General features: G+C 41.5%; 25 protein-coding genes. 24 read left to right on the top strand and 1 reads right to left on the bottom strand.

What is annotated here, in order from left to right:
• Positions 1–62: 62 nt before the first annotated feature.
• From DWW43_RS00845 to DWW43_RS00820, 6 genes are all read left to right on the top strand, one after another.
• A complete protein-coding gene (locus tag DWW43_RS00845; protein WP_119962459.1) occupies positions 63–1,829 on the top strand; it encodes a Na/Pi cotransporter family protein in 1,767 nt (588 codons plus the stop codon).
• Positions 1,830–1,925: 96 nt separating this feature from the next.
• On the top strand, positions 1,926–2,600 hold the full coding sequence (locus tag DWW43_RS00840; protein WP_021944989.1) for a response regulator transcription factor: 675 nt from the start codon (positions 1,926–1,928) through the stop codon (positions 2,598–2,600).
• Between the two features lie 57 nt (positions 2,601–2,657).
• Positions 2,658–4,040 (top strand): ATP-binding protein, encoded by a 1,383-nt coding sequence (locus tag DWW43_RS00835; protein WP_119962458.1) that lies wholly within the window; start codon positions 2,658–2,660, stop codon positions 4,038–4,040.
• A gap of 348 nt (positions 4,041–4,388) precedes the next feature.
• Positions 4,389–6,335: a BMP family ABC transporter substrate-binding protein gene (locus DWW43_RS00830; RefSeq protein WP_119962457.1), complete on the top strand. Its 1,947-nt coding sequence runs from the start codon at positions 4,389–4,391 to the stop codon at positions 6,333–6,335.
• 115 nt (positions 6,336–6,450) lie between these two features.
• Positions 6,451–7,074 (top strand): metallophosphoesterase, encoded by a 624-nt coding sequence (locus tag DWW43_RS00825; protein WP_119962524.1) that lies wholly within the window; start codon positions 6,451–6,453, stop codon positions 7,072–7,074.
• 72 nt (positions 7,075–7,146) lie between these two features.
• A complete protein-coding gene (locus DWW43_RS00820; RefSeq protein ID WP_117822143.1) occupies positions 7,147–8,505 on the top strand; it encodes a citrate/2-methylcitrate synthase in 1,359 nt (452 codons plus the stop codon).
• Between the two features lie 223 nt (positions 8,506–8,728).
• Here DWW43_RS00820 and DWW43_RS00815 read toward each other — a convergent pair whose 3' ends face one another.
• Positions 8,729–9,592 (bottom strand): class I SAM-dependent methyltransferase, encoded by an 864-nt coding sequence (locus tag DWW43_RS00815; protein ID WP_119962456.1) that lies wholly within the window; start codon positions 9,590–9,592, stop codon positions 8,729–8,731.
• Positions 9,593–9,913: 321 nt separating this feature from the next.
• Between DWW43_RS00815 and DWW43_RS12365 the strand changes: the two genes are divergently transcribed.
• The 18 genes from DWW43_RS12365 to DWW43_RS00730 all read left to right on the top strand — a co-directional run bounded on the left by DWW43_RS12365 (position 9,914) and on the right by DWW43_RS00730 (position 19,146).
• Positions 9,914–10,045, top strand: coding sequence for a hypothetical protein (locus DWW43_RS12365; protein ID WP_279221056.1), 132 nt, complete (start codon positions 9,914–9,916; stop codon positions 10,043–10,045).
• Positions 10,026–11,066 (top strand): SAM-dependent methyltransferase, encoded by a 1,041-nt coding sequence (locus DWW43_RS00810; protein WP_243104359.1) that lies wholly within the window; start codon positions 10,026–10,028, stop codon positions 11,064–11,066. Before DWW43_RS12365 ends, DWW43_RS00810 begins: the two co-directional genes overlap by 20 nt.
• The gene (locus tag DWW43_RS00805) at positions 11,063–11,938 is read left to right on the top strand and encodes an OST-HTH/LOTUS domain-containing protein (protein ID WP_119962455.1); all 876 of its coding nucleotides are present in this window, start codon (positions 11,063–11,065) and stop codon (positions 11,936–11,938) included. Before DWW43_RS00810 ends, DWW43_RS00805 begins: the two co-directional genes overlap by 4 nt.
• Positions 11,939–12,362: 424 nt before the next feature.
• The gene (gene rpsJ / locus DWW43_RS00800; protein ID WP_008402752.1) at positions 12,363–12,674 is read left to right on the top strand and encodes a 30S ribosomal protein S10; all 312 of its coding nucleotides are present in this window, start codon (positions 12,363–12,365) and stop codon (positions 12,672–12,674) included.
• Positions 12,675–12,830: 156 nt separating this feature from the next.
• The gene (gene rplC, locus DWW43_RS00795) at positions 12,831–13,514 is read left to right on the top strand and encodes a 50S ribosomal protein L3 (protein WP_008402751.1); all 684 of its coding nucleotides are present in this window, start codon (positions 12,831–12,833) and stop codon (positions 13,512–13,514) included.
• Between the two features lie 22 nt (positions 13,515–13,536).
• Positions 13,537–14,157, top strand: coding sequence for a 50S ribosomal protein L4 (rplD, locus tag DWW43_RS00790; RefSeq protein WP_119962454.1), 621 nt, complete (start codon positions 13,537–13,539; stop codon positions 14,155–14,157).
• A complete protein-coding gene (gene rplW / locus DWW43_RS00785; protein WP_021944979.1) occupies positions 14,157–14,456 on the top strand; it encodes a 50S ribosomal protein L23 in 300 nt (99 codons plus the stop codon). Before rplD ends, rplW begins: the two co-directional genes overlap by 1 nt.
• A 64-nt stretch (positions 14,457–14,520) precedes the next feature.
• Entirely contained in the window at positions 14,521–15,366 is an 846-nt protein-coding gene (rplB, locus tag DWW43_RS00780; RefSeq protein ID WP_044946097.1) for a 50S ribosomal protein L2, read from the top strand.
• A 19-nt stretch (positions 15,367–15,385) separates the two neighbouring features.
• Complete coding sequence (gene rpsS, locus DWW43_RS00775; RefSeq protein ID WP_044946096.1) at positions 15,386–15,664, top strand: 30S ribosomal protein S19; 279 nt, start codon at positions 15,386–15,388, stop codon at positions 15,662–15,664.
• 31 nt (positions 15,665–15,695) lie between these two features.
• Positions 15,696–16,082, top strand: a complete 387-nt coding sequence (rplV, locus tag DWW43_RS00770; RefSeq protein ID WP_008402744.1) for a 50S ribosomal protein L22 — start codon at positions 15,696–15,698, stop codon at positions 16,080–16,082.
• Between the two features lie 10 nt (positions 16,083–16,092).
• Positions 16,093–16,758 carry a 30S ribosomal protein S3 gene (gene rpsC, locus DWW43_RS00765; protein WP_008402743.1) on the top strand — a complete coding sequence of 222 codons (666 nt, stop codon included), beginning with the start codon at positions 16,093–16,095 and terminating at the stop codon, positions 16,756–16,758.
• Positions 16,758–17,195: a 50S ribosomal protein L16 gene (gene rplP, locus DWW43_RS00760; protein WP_008402742.1), complete on the top strand. Its 438-nt coding sequence runs from the start codon at positions 16,758–16,760 to the stop codon at positions 17,193–17,195. The genes rpsC and rplP overlap by 1 nt, the downstream gene beginning before the upstream one ends.
• Positions 17,185–17,388 carry a 50S ribosomal protein L29 gene (gene rpmC, locus DWW43_RS00755; RefSeq protein WP_008402741.1) on the top strand — a complete coding sequence of 68 codons (204 nt, stop codon included), beginning with the start codon at positions 17,185–17,187 and terminating at the stop codon, positions 17,386–17,388. Before rplP ends, rpmC begins: the two co-directional genes overlap by 11 nt.
• A 21-nt stretch (positions 17,389–17,409) precedes the next feature.
• Positions 17,410–17,667, top strand: a complete 258-nt coding sequence (rpsQ, locus tag DWW43_RS00750; RefSeq protein ID WP_173783815.1) for a 30S ribosomal protein S17 — start codon at positions 17,410–17,412, stop codon at positions 17,665–17,667.
• Between the two features lie 13 nt (positions 17,668–17,680).
• Positions 17,681–18,049 (top strand): 50S ribosomal protein L14, encoded by a 369-nt coding sequence (gene rplN / locus DWW43_RS00745; RefSeq protein WP_008402739.1) that lies wholly within the window; start codon positions 17,681–17,683, stop codon positions 18,047–18,049.
• Positions 18,050–18,062: 13 nt separating this feature from the next.
• Positions 18,063–18,380, top strand: coding sequence for a 50S ribosomal protein L24 (gene rplX / locus DWW43_RS00740; protein WP_008402738.1), 318 nt, complete (start codon positions 18,063–18,065; stop codon positions 18,378–18,380).
• A gap of 20 nt (positions 18,381–18,400) precedes the next feature.
• Positions 18,401–18,940 (top strand): 50S ribosomal protein L5, encoded by a 540-nt coding sequence (gene rplE, locus DWW43_RS00735; protein WP_008402736.1) that lies wholly within the window; start codon positions 18,401–18,403, stop codon positions 18,938–18,940.
• Between the two features lie 20 nt (positions 18,941–18,960).
• The gene (locus tag DWW43_RS00730) at positions 18,961–19,146 is read left to right on the top strand and encodes a type Z 30S ribosomal protein S14 (protein ID WP_008402734.1); all 186 of its coding nucleotides are present in this window, start codon (positions 18,961–18,963) and stop codon (positions 19,144–19,146) included.
• Positions 19,147–19,159 lie beyond the last annotated feature (13 nt).

Here is a 19,159-nt window from a genome sequence, read left to right as displayed (position 1 = left end):
GTTATACGATGATGTGCGAAGGTACAAATGTCTAATTTATGTAAAAAGGAAGGAATTTTTTTATGAGTATTTTTGATGTACTTGCACTGTTTGGCGGACTTGCATTGTTTTTATTTGGTATGAACGTAATGGGAGACGGTCTGACCCGTGCGGCGGGCGGTAAGATGGAACGCATCCTTGAAAAACTGACTTCGACGCCGATCAAAGGGGTACTGCTTGGAGCCGCTGTAACGGCGGTTATTCAGTCGTCATCGGCTACAACCGTTATGGTTGTTGGTTTTGTAAATTCCGGGATTATGAAACTGCGTCAGGCGGTCGGCATTATCATGGGTGCCAATATCGGTACGACAGTTACTTCCTGGATTTTAAGTTTGTCAGGAATTCAGGGGGACAGTATCTGGATCCAGATGTTAAAGCCATCCTCATTTTCTCCGATCCTAGCGGTTATCGGTATTGCATTTCTGATGTTTTCCAAGAATGAGAAAAAACATGATATTGGCATGATCTTTTTGGGATTTACGATCCTTATGTACGGAATGGATGCAATGAGCGGTGCGGTTGCTCCTCTTGCAGATGTTCCTGAATTTGCAAATGTGCTTTTAATGTTCTCAAATCCTATACTCGGAATGATCGTAGGAACATTATTTACAGCAATCATCCAGAGTTCATCGGCATCGGTTGGTATCTTACAGGCACTTTGCATGACTGGAGCAGTTACATATGGAACGGCACTTCCTATTATAATGGGACAGAATATCGGTACTTGCGTAACGGCATTATTATCCAGTATCGGAGCAAAGAAAAATGCGAAACGTGCAGCTTTTGTACATCTTTACTTTAATCTGATCGGAACCATTCTCTTTATGATTGTATTCTATTCGATCAATGCATTTGTAAATTTCGGTGTATTACAGGATATGGCAACCCCGGCTGGTATAGCAGTGATCCACAGTATATTTAATATTCTGACAACAATTGTATTGCTTCCGTTTGGAAAGGGTCTTGAGAAGCTGGCAACTCTTACGATCCGTGAGAAGGAAGAACCTGTTGAGGAGATTGCGGAGCTCGTACCGTTAAAGCATCTGGATGCAAGATTTCTGGAGCAGCCGGCGTTTGCCGTTACACAGAGCATGGATGTTATGAATCAGATGGCAGGGTATTCAGCTGAAGCGTTATACGATTCATTAGAGTTGCTAAAGGATTATTCGGATGAGAAATGGCAACGTGTTGAGGCTTTGGAAGATATCGTAGACAAATACGAAGATGAACTCGGAACATATCTGGCGAAAGTCAGCGGAAAAGAACTGGCGGAGGAAGACAGCAAACGTGTATCCAATGGGCTTCATTGTATCGGAGATCTGGAACGTATCTCCGACCATGCATTAGCAATCGCAGAAATTTATGCCAGGATGCACAAGGAAGAAATGGTGTTCTCAGATAAGGCAATGGCAGAATTAAATCTGTATTCAAATGCAGTTTATGAGATCATGAGCATGACCTGTAAAGCACTGAATGAAGATGATATGAAGATAGCAAAGCGGATTGAACCATTGGAGGAAGTAATTAATGGACTGAATGCTACGATCAAAAAGCAGCATATCAAACGTCTGCAGAAGGGAAAATGTACGATCGAGCTTGGTATCGCTCTTGAAAATCTTCTGAATAATTATGAACGTGTGGCAGATCACTGTTCAAATGTGGCTGCATCACTGCTTCAGGTTAAGACAGACAGCTTTGATATGCATGAGTATCTGAACCGGGTCAAACAGGAATCAAATGTAGAGTTTCAGGCGATGTACAGCATGTATAAGGAAAAGTACAGTTTATAGTAAAGTATACGATATCATAAAGTGTAAATTACTTTGACCATATATTAGAAATATATTATTATAGATAAGAAAGAACAGAGACAGGAGGAACGGCAGATGCAGGCATTGATTTATATTGTAGAAGATGATATGAACATTCAGGAAATAGAAATGTTTGCCTTAAAGAATACGGGATATGTAACAGAAGGATTTGCAAATGCAAAGAGCTTCTTTTCCAGGATGACAGAGAAGATTCCGGATCTGATCCTACTGGATATCATGTTACCGGATCAGGATGGACTGGAGATTGTCAGAAAATTAAGAGAACGTCCGGAGACTGTGCGTGTGCCGATCATTCTTGTGACGGCAAAGACAACAGAACTTGATAAGGTAAAGGGATTGGATATCGGAGCAGATGATTATCTGACAAAGCCATTCGGCGTAATGGAGCTTATATCCAGAGTTAAAGCATTGCTTCGCAGAAGCAAGAGTATTCAGGAGGATCAGATTCTTCGACTGAAGAACGTAACCCTTGATTCCGAGAAGCGTATCGTGCATGTGAATGATATTCCGTGTGAGTTGACCTTTAAGGAATTTGAATTGTTAAAGCTGTTAATGATCAACGCCGGAATTGTACTTCGGAGAGAAGTGATCATGATGGATGTGTGGGGAACGGATTACGAAGGTGAATCCAGGACTCTTGATATGCACATCAAGACTCTGCGCCAGAAACTGGGAGATGCAGGGAATATGATCAAGACAGTTCGTAATGTCGGATATAAGATGGAATAAGAAGAAGCAGGGAAATTTTATAACAGAAGAATCTTATAACAGAAAGAACAGGTTTTTATGGAAGAACAGAAAGATAAAAAGGATAAGAAGGTCAGAAAAGACAAACGATTATCCAGCAAGATCAACAGTCGCTTTATAGCATTGACGCTGATTGCGATATTGTGTACGATGATACTTTCGACAACGGTTTATTATGATCTGTTTAAAAAGGAGATCATGCGCGATTTGGAAAATTACACACAGACCTTGAAGAGTGCAGGATTATTTGATGATATCAGTGAGCTCCGCAATGTAAGGATTAAGAATACAGAATTGCGTATTACATTAGTTGCACCGGATGGAACGGTTAAGTATGATAACATGGCAGATCCGGAGACCATGGGAAAACACAACGACAGACCGGAGATTGAGGAGGCATTTGAGAAAGGAGAAGGCGAGGATACCCGTCTTTCCCAGACGCTCAATATGAGTACATTCTACTATGCGATCCGGCTTTCAAATGGTTGTGTACTTCGTGTATCAAAGGAGACAAACAGCATTGTCAGTGTTTTTTTGAAGGGACTTCCAAGTATGACGGTTATTATGCTGGTGCTTGTGACTATCGTGGTTCTGATATCCCGATATCTGACAAAGAGTATCGTCTGTCCGATCGGACAGATGGCAAAGGATCTGGATCATGTTGACGATATTAACGCCTATAAGGAGATTCGTCCATTGATCGATACAATCCTGGAACAGCATAATGATATTATGGAGAATGCACAGATGCGACAGGAATTTACGGCAAATGTATCTCATGAGTTAAAGACACCTCTGACAGCAATCTCCGGTTATTCTGAGCTGATTGAAAACGGAATGGCGGCAGATGGTGATGTCAGACGATTTGCTGCAGAGATCCATCGTAATTCAAATCGGTTGCTTACCCTCATCAATGACATCATTCGTCTGTCAGAACTTGATGTAACAGAGAATGCACCATCTATGGAACGGATCGATCTGTGTGCGGTTGCAAGATCGAATGTGGATATGCTGATGCTATCGGCAGAAAAACATAATGTTACATTGAAGTTCTCCGGTCAGCCAAGCTATATTATGGGTAATAAGATGATGATGGAAGAACTGGTATATAATCTGACCGATAATGCGATCCGATATAATAAACCGGATGGAACTGTAGAAGTAACTGTGTATTCTTATGAGAAAGATCATTCAGTTGTCATGAAGGTGAAGGATACCGGTATCGGAATACCTGAGGAGCATCTGGGGCTGGTGTTCCAGAGATTCTACCGGGTCGATAAGAGTCGGTCGAAGTCAACCGGAGGAACCGGTCTTGGACTTGCAATCGTAAAACACATCGTAGCGCAGCATGATGCGAAGCTTGATATAACAAGTGAACCGAATGTGGGAACAGAGATAACGATTACCTTTCAGAGCAGATAAAAAGACAAGGAAAAGGAGCCTGTAAGAAGTTAGGAAACAGGCTCCTTTGATTTATAAGTATTCACACACACCGATTTAAAATTCAAGATTGTATGTTATTTACTATTCTGATATTATATTAACACACGCTATTTTAAATTTCAAGGTAAAAATGTAAGAAATGCACAATTCATTTTATTAAAAATATACAAAACTTTACCGACATAAGAAATTTTAAGGCGTGAAAAAGATGAAAATACGATTTACCACTGGTAATTTTCGGTTTTTGTTGTATATATATAGTGAACGGAAAATGATGGGACAATGAGTTAAACAGGTTGATTTAGACACAGATAGGAGGTTTTTAACATGTCATTAAATGATTATGTAAAAGCGCAGAAGCTTGGTGAAAAGAGATATCAGGCTGCACTTTCCAAAAATGAATATCCATATCTGCCGGTACTGGATGAACTGATCACGAATTCCGATATTGCAGGCGAAGTAAATCTTGGTTTACAGCATATTTCTCTCGATCGGGTTGTAGGTACAGCGACAAAAGGCCGTACTACAGCATTTGCAAGTAACTTCATGCCTATATTAGATGCGAATTCTGAATTCGGAAATAAATGGTCATCTCTCTGTGACTCTCATATAGAAGAAGGAATTCATGATCCGATCAAAGTATATGAATATATGAATAAATTCTATGTCATAGAGGGAAATAAGCGTGTCAGCGTACTGAAATATTTCGGTGCGGATTCTGTCCCTGCGATGGTAACCAGAAAGCTGCCGAAGCGGACAGATGAGCTGGAAAACAAGATTTATTATGAATTTGTAGATTTCCATAAGCAGACAGGAATCAACTATATATGGTTCACACAGCTTGGCGGATATGACAAATTAAGAGAATATATAGGATTGGCACCGGATGGTGAATTTACGGATGATGATCGTATGAACCTGAATTCGGCACATCTGGCATTTGATACAGCATACAGGCAGAAAAACGGCAGTGACAGTCTTCCGATCACGGTAGATGATGCTATGCTTGTATTTTTAAATGTATATGGATACAAGGCATTACAGGATATGTCTTATGATGAGGTAAAGGAAAATCTGGAAAAGGTCTGGGACGAGATCGTATTAAGTGCACAGAAGAAGAACATGACGATCGTTCCGAAGCTGGAACCGGTAGAGTCAAAGAAGAAGCTGTTCAGTATCACGCCGGTACCGAAGAAGCTTAAGATTGCATTTGTTTATGATAAAGAGCCTGAGAATTCTGTATGGATCTACAGCCATGATCTTGGAAGAATGGGCGTAGAAGGTAAATTCAAGGATCGGGTTGAGACACATACTTTTTCGAATATGGATGATAATACGAAGCTTGCAGAATGCCTGGAGCAGATCGCACAGGACAAATTCGATGTTGTATTTACAACCGGCCCGGAGATGCTTCCGGAGTCATTAAAGGCTGCGATCAAATATCCGGAATTGAAGATATTAAACTGCTCGTTAAATGTATCGACCAGCCATGTCAGAACGTATTATGCGAGAATGTATGAGGCGAAGTTTATAACCGGTATTATCGCAGGTTCACTCTGTGAGGATGGCAGGATCGGCTATGTAGCTGATTATCCGATCTATGGAACGACGGCGAACATCAACGCATTTGCGATGGGAGCAAAGTTTGTGAATCCAAGAGCGAAAATCTATCTGGAGTGGTCAAAGGTCAAAGGCTCCGATCCGAAGAAACGGTTTAAGGAACTGGGCATCTCCTATGTATCCGATAAGGATATGATCACACCGCTTACGGCCTCCCGTGAATTCGGTCTATATTCCTGCGATGGGAACGAGATATCGAATCTTGCGATGCCATTTTACAACTGGCGCGTATTCTATGAGAAGATCGTTCAGTTGATTCTGGATGGTAACTGGAAGCTGGAAGAAAAGAACGAGAAAGTAAAGGTTCTGAATTACTGGTGGGGCATGTCTGCCGGAGTGATCGATGTGATCTGTTCGAACCATCTTCCGGTTGGAACGGCGAGACTGGTAAATCTGATGAAGCGCTTGATCAAGGATGGTACGGTAAGTCCATTCTACGGCAAGCTCTATTCACAGAATGGAGTGGTTCGTGATGATGAAGATGGTGAAATGAGCCCTGAGGAGATCATGAAGATGGATTGGTTGGCAGATATTGTTGTTGGTTCGATCCCGACTCTGGATGAGCTGGTAGAAGATGCCAGAGATGTTGTTGCTTTCCAGGGAGTTAATACGCCGGAAAATCTGGAATTGAAAAAAACTACAGACATAGTATAATAAGGCTATGCGGGTCTTGTGATCCAGAGTACGAATGTAGATGAGCGGGTTTTCTTTATGGAAACAGGCGGGGTACAGTTTCGTAGAAAAGAAAAGAAAACACGGAGATACGGATATGAAGATTCTTGTTCTTGCGGATGCAGAATCAAAATACCTATGGGATTATTTTGATAAGAAAAAATTAGAAGGAATTGACCTGATCATTTCCTGCGGCGACCTGGCACCGCAGTATCTGTCGTTCCTTGCGACATTTACACATGCCCCGGTTCTGTATGTATATGGGAACCACGATACCTGTTATGCAGACACACCACCGGATGGCTGTATCTGCATCGACGATCGAATCTATGTATATAAAGGAATACGGATTCTGGGCCTTGGAGGCTGTATGGAGTATCAGTACAATGGTGCACCGCATCAGTATACCGAGAAAGCAATGGAGAAGCGCGTTCGTAAGCTGGGTCGGCAGATAAGAAAACATCGTGGATTTGATATTATGATCACGCATGCCCCTGCGTATCGGATCAATGATTCTGAGGATCTTTGTCATACCGGTTTCAAGTGCTTCCGGACAATGATCGAAGACTATCATCCGCAGTATCTGGTACATGGTCATGTGCATAGTAATTATGGCAGGGATTTTGTACGGGAATCCAGATACCTAGATACCACGATCATAAATGCATTTGAAAAATATATTATAGAAATAGATGAGACTGCCTTACAGGCAGCGAAATAGTCTTGCAAGCCAGGCGAAAGTTTGATAAACTTAAGCTTGGCTTAAATACTATATTCGAAAGGAGATAGAGGTTTGGAAAAGGGAAGTGCAGAGTACGAGAAAATTTTAGATGAACTGGTTGGTTATTGTAATGATTCAGGTACGATCGATCAGAACCTCTATGTTACATATGATGTTAAGAGAGGCCTTCGTGATTCAAATGGGAAAGGTGTCTTAACAGGTCTGACAGAGATTTCAGATGTATCCGGTTTTGCAGTTCAGGATGGTGAGCTGGTGCCGGCAGATGGAAGACTCTATATTCAGGGATATAATATCGAAGATCTGGAACGTGGATTCCACGGAAGCAAGTTCGGCTTTGAGGAGACAATCTATCTGCTTTTATTCGGTGAACTGCCGACCAGAACTCAGTTTAATAAATTTAAGGAATTGATGGAGACGTTCCGGGAGCTCCCAAGAAAGTTTGCTCGTGATGTGATTTTAAAAGCACCAAGTAAGAATATGATGAATGTCTTACAGCGTTGTGTGCTTACTTTATATTCATATGATGACTGCCCGGATGACATCAGCATTCGAAATGTCCTTCGTCAAAGTATGGAACTGATTGCACAGTTTCCGCTGATCGCTGCATATGGCTATCAGGGCTATAAGCATTATTATCAGGATAAGAGTCTTATCATTCACAATCCGAAGCCGGGCCTTTCGACAGCAGAGAATTTCCTTCGCCTGATCCGTGCGGATAAGAAGTATACTGAGCTTGAAGCGCAGGTACTGGATATCTGTCTGGTGCTTCATTCAGAGCATGGTGGTGGTAACAACTCCACATTTACAACACATGTTATATCATCAACCGGAACTGATACCTATTCAACCGTTGCCGGTTCTCTTGGTTCTTTAAAAGGACCGAAGCATGGTGGTGCGAACCTGAAGGTTCAGCAGATGATGGATGACTTGAAGGCTCATGTAAAAGACTGGAGCGATGAAGCGGCGATCCGTGAATATCTTCAGGGACTGCTTGATAAGAAGGGCTTTGATCATAGCGGTCTGATCTATGGTATGGGACATGCTGTTTATACGGTGTCCGATCCAAGAGCCAAGATCCTGAAACGTTATGCCGGAAGACTTGCAGAAGAAAAAGGTATGCAGGAGGAATTCAAGCTGTACACAGATATTGAACGTATCTCCATGGAACTTCTTGCTAAGAAACGAAACTCCGTTATCTCGGCAAATGTCGATTTCTACAGCGGATTTGTATATCGTATGCTTGATATACCGATCGAACTGTTCACTCCGATCTTCGCAATCGCAAGAATTGCAGGCTGGAGTGCACATAGAATAGAAGAGCTGGTAAATGCCGGTAAGATCATCCGTCCGGCCTATAAATATGTCGGAACGCATAAGACATATCTGGATATGGACGAGAGAAACTGGTAAAGAATACAGCACCGGCGCTTAAGAGATGCTGTGTTGTTAAGAATATGAAATAAAAATGGAAGCCTGTATTACTATTATGAAGCAAGCCTAGCCGAATGTCGGTCCTTAGCGATCCGCCGTCAGACGGGAGCTTAGTACCGCTACATGAGGTTAGCGCGAAAGCATCTTGCGGAATAATAGGTAATACAGGCTTCCATTTTTTATTTCATATTCTATCCGGGGGTTATCGGCACCATCTTCCGGCAGCACCGCATGGCAGAACCAGACCGGAATCTGTAACCGGCAGTCCTACTTCGTCGGAGATGACATGACCGCCGAATTTAGACTGTACCTCAGTTGCTATCATATAGGTAAGAACGGCTGGTGCAAGCCCGGTCGTATAGGAATTGACCAGGAAGAAAAGCGGATCATCGCAGAGCAACTCGCTACACAGCTTGATAAACGGATGTATCTTTTCTTCAATCTTCCAGATCTCGCCCTTTGGGCCTCTGCCGTAAGATGGCGGATCCATGATGATCGCATCATAGTGATTGCCGCGGCGGATCTCACGTTCTACAAATTTTACGCAGTCATCAACGATCCAGCGGATCGGAGCATCGCCAAGTCCGGATGAGACTGCATTTTCCTTTGCCCATGTAACCATGCCCTTAGAAGCATCAACATGAGTAACTGCCGCACCTGCTTTCGCTGCCGCACAGGTTGCACCGCCGGTGTAAGCGAAAAGGTTTAATACCTTGATCTCTTTCTTTTTCGATGAGTGGATCAGGTCAGAGAACCAGTCCCAGTTGGCTGCCTGTTCCGGAAACAGACCGGTGTGTTTGAAACTGAAAGGTTTCAGGTTAAAGGTCAGATCTTTATAATGAATCGACCATTGCTGTGGAAGGTTAAAGAACTCCCATTCGCCGCCGCCCTTATTGCTGCGGTGGTAGTGACCATTTAACTGCTTCCAGCGTTTATCTGTTTTGGGAGTTGACCACAGAACCTGTGGGTCCGGACGAAGGAGAATATATTTGCCCCATCGTTCCAGTTTTTCTCCGTCTGAACAATCTATTACTTCATAATCCTGCCAGTGATCTGCTGTCCACATAATCGATATCCTCGTTTCGTTTGAAATGTTTATATAAAACTACTATATTATAAGGTGCGGTCATTTTCAAGTCAACGATGAAATCTACATGGAAAGAAAATGAAATTGGGATATAAGGAAAACGAATTGACCGATATCTGCCGGGGTGATAAAATCACAGCAGTAGAGCAAAACAAAAATATATAATTGCAATAGATAATTTTTGATATGATGAATACCAAATTATTTGCTTGCGAGAATGTTGATTTTGTGAAGAACATTGCATGAGCTGTGTTTCATAAAATGATAAGTAGATACAAGACAGAAAACATGGAGAAGCATATGGATATTATAAAAGAGATCGCGGAGACACATCCACATAAGGTCGTACTGAGCAATGGAAAGGGAGAATACAAGAAGATCGTATTTGCCCGGAAGGTATTAAAGGGCAGAAATGCATATATATCAGCTTGAGAAATATACACAGACGCAGGTCTTTCACGAGAATATCGAAGAAGGAAGGCTGGCAGAGCATATTGCGATGCATTTTCCGGCAGAGTTTAAGCAGATGAATGCATTTTCTTTGACGACAGATTATGATGTAAAAGCAGGCAAAAAAGGAAATCTGGCAGTCAGCCGCAGACAGGCGGAGAATAAGACGATATCGGTTGGCGGTAACAACCGCAAGAAGAAATATATTCTGGATGAGGGGATGGATATTCCTGCATTCCGGGAGCTTGGAATATTTACCAAAGAAGGAAAAGTGGTTTCTTCCATGTATGATAAGTTCCGCCAGATCAACCGCTTTATCGAGATGGTAGATGATGTACTGAAGTCTTATAAAGGTGATGAGATCAATATTATTGATTTTGGATGCGGCAAATCCTATCTGACTTTCTTCTTATACTATTATATAGTAGAGGTCCGTCATATGACGGCACATATCACCGGGCTTGATCTGAAAGAACAGGTAATAAAGAATTGTAATAAGCTGGCAGAAAAATGCGGATATACGGATCTGAAGTTTGAGATCGGTGATATCAATGGATACCGGACAGACCGTAAGGTTGATATGGTAGTGACCTTGCATGCCTGTGATACGGCAACTGACTATGCGCTCTACAATGCGATCTGCTGGAACACGACATACATCTTATCTGTTCCGTGCTGCCAGCATGAGTTAAATAAACAGATCCGGTCGGAGGAGTTGTCGGCACTGACCAAGTACGGAATCATCAAGGAACGGACAGCGGCATTGATGACTGATGCGATCCGTGGATGTGTGCTGGAATATTGCGGATATAAGACGGATTTGTTGGAATTTATTGATATTGAACACTCACCTAAAAATATTTTGATCCGGGCAGTGAAGAAACCGGTATCAGAGGAGAAACGGGAACGGGCAAAAGAAGAAGCGGACCGGTTGTGCCGGACCTTTGGCATTCGCCAGACCCTGATGCAGCTTGTGATGACGGAAGAAAGGAGCCATTCATGAAACGAATTTTGATGTATGATTGTAATACAGTGGATACCGTTTATGCACCGCTTGTATGCAGAGAGATCATGATGCAGGATGATCTGATCGACCGTCTGGCATGCGGCTATGTTTCAAAGACTTCGAAAGAAGAACTGCAGAAGCAGGGATTTCGCATGGTGGGATCAGAAGAACGAGGAAATCGTGCCAGCTGCACTTTTATAACAGAATTGGTCGCTTGTGCGTTTGATAGACAGATCGAAGGAATCGATATCGTGACCAATGATGATACGATCCTGGCGGCAGTTGTAAAGGCACAGGAGCAGGGCAAGGATATTCGGGTATTGGGCAGTGACGCACACAGCGAAGCATTTATCCGCAGATGTAATCGCTTCTGTTATATAGATATTTTGCAGGGGTATGAACCGGAGCGGTGTCTGACACCGTTATCGGAAATTATATCCGATGTCTATCGCATTATAATAGAAGAAAGAGCTTCGGGTATATGTACAGAGTTGTCAGGGCTGATACACAAGCTCACGAAGCTGCATACGGAATTTGATACCAGAAATTATGGTTATACCAGCATGGAAGAACTGATTCTGAAAAATGGAAAAGATATTCAGTTCTATAAAGATGGAGAGCGGTATTATCTGGAGATGATCGATGATCGGGAAAATGTAGAACACTTTATAACGGCGTATCTGTCAGAACGGAATAACAAGATAGATGATATGCAGGAGCTGTTTGATGCATTATCAGAAGAATTCGAACGGTTTGATACCAGAAATTATGGTTACGCATCGGATATCGCTTTCCTTTTAAGTTTCCCGAAGCTGGAAATTTATAATAACAAGGGCGTGAAGCTGAAGCAGAGCTTTAAGCTGAAATAAGAGATTGCTTTTCATTGTGTATTATAGAATGAAATAAGCGATAGCGGTTCTATTGTGCATTACATATAGAAGAAACAGATAAAATATAACAGTATGACGGATAAAAAATGCAGGGGAATATAATAAAAAATTTCTTGAAAAATATAGAAAAAATGCTTGCATTCCGCAAAAACGTGTTATATAATCAAACGTGCTGTGACATGATAGCGTTGAAACGGAGGTTGCTGTATCGCATAGATACAGGTTTTTCGTGGAGCGAATGTCAATAAAGAATTACTGACGACAAGTCACTGTACCAATAACTGTCTATCAAAAGGATAGAAACGACGTGTTGATTCTGATTTAATTCAGGATACACACGGGAGAGTGTACAGTCACCACTTGTTGTACTATTAAAAAGTGCGAAAAGGAGGCGGCTTTTTTTATGGCAAATCAGATTATGAGAATCACATTGAAGGCGTACGACCACAAACTTATCGATCAGGCTGCTGGACAGATCATCGATACTGTTAAAAAGACAGGAGCTAAAGTCAGCGGACCGGTTCCAATGCCTACAAAGGTTGAGAAGATCACAATCCTCAGAGCTGTTCATAAGTACAAAGATTCAAGAGAACAGTTCGAGCAGAGAACTCATAAGAGATTAATCGACGTAATTGCACCAACACAGAAGACAATTGATGCATTACAGAAGATCGATTTATCAGCTGGCGTATACATCGACGTAAAGATGAAATAATCAGCCACAAAAAAATTAGAAGTGAACTAATCAAATCACAAAAACAAACATAGCACGAAGCAGTGCATAAGCAGTAACCTAATGCATCCGAAGGATGTAATTTAGTATGATTGTTAAAACAATCCGCTGTGAATTAAATTAGGAGGAAAACTTAAAATGAAGAAAGCTATTTTAGCAACAAAAGTCGGAATGACTCAGATTTTCGACGAAAACGGCGTGTTAGTGCCGGTAACAGTTTTACAGGCTGGTCCATGTGTTGTAACCCAGGTGAAAACAGTTGAGAATGACGGTTATGATGCAATTCAGGTAGGATTCGGCGAAAAGAAAGAAAGAATCACAACAAAAGACGTATCAGGAAAGAAAGTAATCAGAAACCCACATGGTGCTGGTAAGGCAGAAGTTGGACATGCAAAGAAAGCAAACACAACACCTAAGACTTTCTACAGAGAGTTCAGACTTGATGACTGTGCTCAGTACGAACTTGGTGCAGAGATCAAAGCCGATGTATTTGCTGAAGGAGACAAGATCGACGTTACAGCAAAGACAAAAGGTAAGGGATATGCAGGTGGTCTTAAGAGACACGGCTTAAAGTCAGGTCCTTCAGGACATGGTTCCAAGTATCACAGACATGCAGGTTCAAACGGTTCAGCTACTACACCGGGTAGAGTATTCAAAGGTAAGAAGATGCCTGGACATATGGGTAGCGTAAGAGTTACAATCCAGAACCTTGAGGTAGTTAAGATAGATGTAGAAAATGATGTTATTTTGGTAAAGGGCGCAGTTCCGGGACCAAAGAAATCATTAGTAATGATTAAGGATACAGTAAAGACTGGCAAGTAGTCTTTAGGAAGGAGGAACGAAAATGGCATCAGTTAAGGTTTATGACATCGAAGGAAAAGAAGTTGAGACATTAGAACTCAATGATTCTGTATTCGGTGTAGAGATAAATGAACATTTAATGCATCTGGCTGTAGTTGGCCAGCAGGCAAATAGCCGTCAGGGTACACAGAGCGCAAAGACTCGTTCTGAAGTATCAGGTGGTGGAAGAAAGCCATGGAGACAGAAAGGAACAGGTCATGCAAGACAGGGTTCAACAAGATCTCCACAGTGGACAGGCGGCGGAGTTGTATTCGCACCAAAGCCAAGAGATTATTCAGTTAAGATGAATAAGAAAGAAAAGCAGCTTGCTATGAAGTCAGCACTTTCAGCAAAGCTTGCAGAAGATAAACTTGTTGTAGTTGACAAGATTGAATTAGAAGAGGTTAAGACAAGCGTATTCGCAAAGATCCTTGCAAATCTTAAAGCTCCTAAGTCATTAGTAGTAACAAAGGATAAGAACGACAAAGTTGTTCTTTCAGCAAACAACATTCCAACAGTTAAGACAACAGCTGCAAACTCACTGAGTGTATATGACATTCTTAAGTATGATAAGCTTGTTCTTACAAAGGATGCTGTAGCAGCAATTGAGGAGGTGTACGCATAATGGCAGACATCAAATATTATGACGTTATACTTAAGCCTGTAATTACAGAGAAAAGTATGAATGCAATGGCAGAGAAGAAGTACACATTTCTTGTACACCCGGAAGCAACAAAGTCTCAGATCAAAGAAGCTGTAGAGAAGATGTTCGAAGGAACAGAAGTTGCTAAGGTTAACACCATGAACAATGACGGTAAGGTTAAGAGACGTGGCGTAACACTTGGAAGAACAGACAAGTACAAGAAAGCAATCGTTAAACTTACAGAAGCAAGCAAAGAGATCGAAATTTTCGAAGGACTGTAAAATAACGAAACAGATTTATACGCAAAAAAGCGTGACAATAAATTGAACCGAAAGGAGAACAAAAATGGGAATTAAGACATATAACCCATATACACCTTCCAGAAGAAATATGACCGGTCTTGATTTTTCAGAGATCACAAAATCAACACCTGAGAAATCACTCGTTGTATCAATGAGCAAGACAGCTGGTCGTAATAATCAGGGAAAGATCACAGTTAGACATCACGGCGGTGGTGAGAAACGTAAATACAGAATTATAGATTTCAAGAGAAACGATAAGGATGGAATTCCAGCAACAGTTAATGCAATCGAATATGATCCAAACAGATCAGCAAACATTGCACTTCTGTTCTATGCTGATGGCGAGAAGAGATACATCCTTGCTCCTTATAAGTTAGCAGTAGGAGATGTTCTTATGAGTGGTGCTGAAGCAGAGATCAAAGTTGGTAACTGCCTCCCACTTCAGAATATTCCGGTTGGTACATTAGTACACAACATCGAGTTATACCCAGGTAAGGGCGGACAGCTTGTTCGTTCAGCAGGTAACTCAGCACAGCTTATGGCTAAGGAAGGAAAGTATGCAACATTAAGACTTCCTTCAGGCGAAATGAGAATGGTTCCAATCATCTGCCGTGCAACAATCGGTCAGGTAGGAAACATTGAGCATGGCCTTGTTAACATTGGTAAAGCCGGACGTAAACGTCACATGGGCGTTAGACCAACAGTTCGTGGTTCTGTTATGAACCCTAATGACCATCCACATGGTGGTGGTGAAGGTAGAGCACCAATCGGTCGTTCAGGCCCTTCAACTCCATGGGGTAAGCCAGCAATGGGATTAAAGACAAGAAAGAAGAACAAGCAGTCTAATAAGATGATCGTAAGAAGAAGAGACGGCAAGAGCATTAAATAGTTAATAAGGAGGTATGACAATGGCACGTTCATTAAAAAAAGGACCATTCGCAGATGAGCATTTACTCAAGAAGATAGATGCTATGAATGCAAGCAATAGCAAAGAAGTTGTTAAGACCTGGTCAAGACGTTCAACAATTTTCCCATCATTCGTAGGTCATACAATCGCAGTTCATGATGGAAGAAAGCATGTACCTGTATATGTTACAGAAGACATGGTTGGACATAAGCTTGGTGAGTTCGTAGTTACCAGAACCTACAGAGGCCATGGTAAAGACGAAAAGAAGGGTAGAAAATAATATTTGGAATATTTGAAAGGAGGACTAAATCATGGCTAAAGGACATAGATCCCATGATAAGAGACTCAGAAATGAGAATAAAGATACCAGACCATCAGCTAAGGTATCATATGCAAGAGTGTCAGTAACAAAGGCTTGTTTCGTATTAGATGCCATCAGAGGTAAGGATGTTCAGACTGCACTTGGTATTCTGGCATACAACCCAAGATATGGTTCAAGTGTTATAGAGAAGCTGTTAAAGTCAGCAATCGCAAATGCTGAAAACAACAATGGACTTAAGGCAGAGGACCTTTATGTAGCAGAGTGCTACGCTAACAAGGGACCTACAATGAAGAGAGTTCATCCAAGAGCCCAGGGTAGAGCATATAGAATCGAGAAGAGAACAAGTCACATCACAATCGTGCTTGACGAGAGATAGGAGGTAAATAATGGGACAGAAAGTTAATCCTCATGGTTTAAGAGTCGGCGTTATCAAAGATTGGGATTCAAGATGGTATGCTGACACAAAGAATGATGAATTTTCTAACAACCTTGTAGAAGATCATAAAATCAGAACTTATTTAAAGAAGACACTTTACAATGCAAACATCTCAAAAATTGAGATCGAGAGAGCTGCAGACAGAGTAAAGGTTGCATTATATACAGCTAAGCCTGGTGTTATCATCGGTAAGGGCGGAGCTGGAATCGAAAAGATCAAAGCAGATGCACAGAAGCTTACAGATAAGAAGCTGTTCATCGATGTAAAAGAAATCAAGAAGCCGGATGCAGACGCACAGTTAGTAGCTGAGAACATTGCAGCACAGCTTGAGAATCGTATCTCATTCAGAAAAGCAATGAAGTCATGCATGAGCAGAACAATGAAAACCGGAGCACTTGGTATCAAGGCTTCATGCTCAGGACGTCTTGGTGGTGCTGATATGGCTAGAACAGAGTTCTACAGCCAGGGAACAATTCCTCTTCAGACACTTCGTGCTGACATTGATTATGGTTTTGCTGAAGCAGACACAACATTTGGTAAAGTTGGTGTTAAGACATGGGTTTACCATGGTGAAGTACTTCCTGTAAAAGGAAATAAGGAAGGAGCGGATAAATAATGTTAATGCCTAAGAGAGTAAAGCGTCGTAAGCAGTTCAGAGGAACTATGGCTGGTAAGGCACTTAGAGGCAATAAGATTACAAACGGTCAGTATGGTTTAGTAGCACTTGAGCCTGCATGGATCAAGTCAAACCAGATCGAAGCAGCCCGTATTGCGATGACAAGATATATGAAGCGTAGTGGTAAAGTATTTATCAAGATCTTTCCTGATAAGCCAGTTACAGCTAAGCCGGCTGAAACTCGTATGGGTTCAGGTAAGGGAGCACTTGAGTACTGGGTAGCAGTTGTTAAGCCGGGCAGAGTTATGTTTGAGATTGCAGACGTACCTGAAGAAGTAGCAAAAGAAGCTTTAAGACTTGCTATGCACAAGCTTCCACTTAAGTGTAAGATCGTTTCAAAAGAAGAATTAGAGGAGGTAGCAGGCAGTGAAAACTAAGGACTATATGAACGAATTAAATGCTAAATCTGTTGATGAGCTTCAGAACGAATTAGTAGCTGCAAAGAAGGAATTATTTAACTTAAGATTCCAGAATGCTACAAATCAGTTAGAGAACACAAGCAGAATCAAAGATGTAAGAAAGAATATTGCAAGAATACAGACAGTTATAGCCCAGAAGGCTAATGCTTAATTATCTTAGAAGGAGGAATATATTGTGGAAAGAAATCTGAGAAAAACACGTGTAGGTATCGTTACAAGTGACAAGATGGACAAGACAATCGTTGTTTCTATCGTAGATAATGTTAAGCATCCTCTTTATGGAAAGATCGTAAAGAGAACTTACAAGTTAAAGGCTCATGATGAGAAGAATGAGTGCAATATTGGCGATAGAGTAAGAGTTATGGAAACAAGACCTTTATCAAAGGATAAGAGATGGAGACTTGTTGAGATTATAGAGAAGGCTAAATAAGGAGGCAAATAAAATGGTTCAGCAGGAAACAAGACTTAAAGTTGCTGATAATACTGGTGCCAAAGAGCTCCTTTGCATCAGAGTTTTAGGCGGCTCAGTAAGAAGATATGCAAATATCGGCGATATCATCGTTGCCTCTGTTAAAGACGCAACACCAGGCGGAGTTGTTAAAAAAGGTGATGTTGTTAAGGCCGTAGTAGTAAGATCAAAGAAGGGCGCTCGTCGTAAGGATGGTTCATACATCAAGTTTGATGAGAACGCAGCAGTTATTATAAAAGACGATTTAAATCCAAGAGGAACACGTATCTTTGGACCAGTTGCAAGAGAGTTAAGAGACAAGAAGTTCATGAAGATTGTCTCACTTGCACCTGAAGTATTATAAGGAGGTGTAGACCATGGCAACATTAAAGATTAAGAAAGATGATATGGTACAGGTTATTGCCGGCAAGGACAAAGGCAAAGAAGGCAAGGTCCTTCGTGTTGACAAGAAGAACGGTACTGTAGTCGTTGAAGGCGTAAATAAAGTATTTAAGCACAGCAAGCCAAGCATGGCTAACCAGGCAGGCGGAATTATCGAAATGGAAGCTCCAATGGACATCTCCAATGTAATGTATCTTTACAAAGGCAAGCCGGTAAGAGTTGGTTTTGAAGGAACAGGTAAAGATAAAGTCCGTGTTGCTAAAGTAGATGGCAAAACAGAGAAGATAGATTAATTGGAAGGAGGTCGTCTTAGTTGAGTAGACTTAGAGAAAAGTATGACGCTGAAATCAAAAGCGCCATGACTGAAAAATTTGGATATAAAAATGTAATGCAGATCCCAAAGCTTGATAAGATCGTTATTAACATGGGCGTTGGTGAAGCAAGAGAAAATGCTAAAGTTTTAGACGCAGCTATCAAGGATCTTGAAACAATCGCTGGTCAGAAGGCAGTTGTTACACGTGCGAGAAAGTCCGTTGCTAACTTCAAGTTAAGAGAAGGAATGCCTATCGGATGTAAAGTAACACTTCGTGGCGAGAAGATGTATGAGTTCTTAGATCGTCTTGTAAACCTTGCACTTCCTCGTGTACGTGACTTTAGAGGTGTTAATCCTAATGGTTTCGATGGCAGAGGTAACTATGCTTTAGGTATCAAGGAACAGCTTATTTTCCCGGAAATCGAGTACGATAAGATTGATAAAGTCAGAGGTATGGATATCATCTTTGTTACAACAGCAGAGACAGACGAAGAAGGTCGTGAACTGTTAACATTATTTGGTATGCCTTACAGCAAATAATTAAAGGAGGAAGATTCGTTATGGCTAAGACAGCAATGAAAGTTAAACAGCAGCGTAAACAGAAGTTCTCATCAAGAGAATATACACGTTGCAAGATTTGTGGACGTCCACACTCAGTATTAAAGAAATACGGAATCTGTAGAATCTGCTTCCGTGAATTAGCATACAAGGGACAGATCCCTGGCGTTAAGAAATCAAGCTGGTAAGAGATAGAAGGAG

Source organism: Clostridium sp. AF15-41 (genome assembly GCF_003604095.1).
Taxonomy (GTDB): Bacteria; Bacillota; Clostridia; order Lachnospirales; family Lachnospiraceae; genus Coprococcus.
Note: the sequence above shows the minus strand (reverse complement) of the source record. Positions and strands in the feature narration are given on the sequence as shown.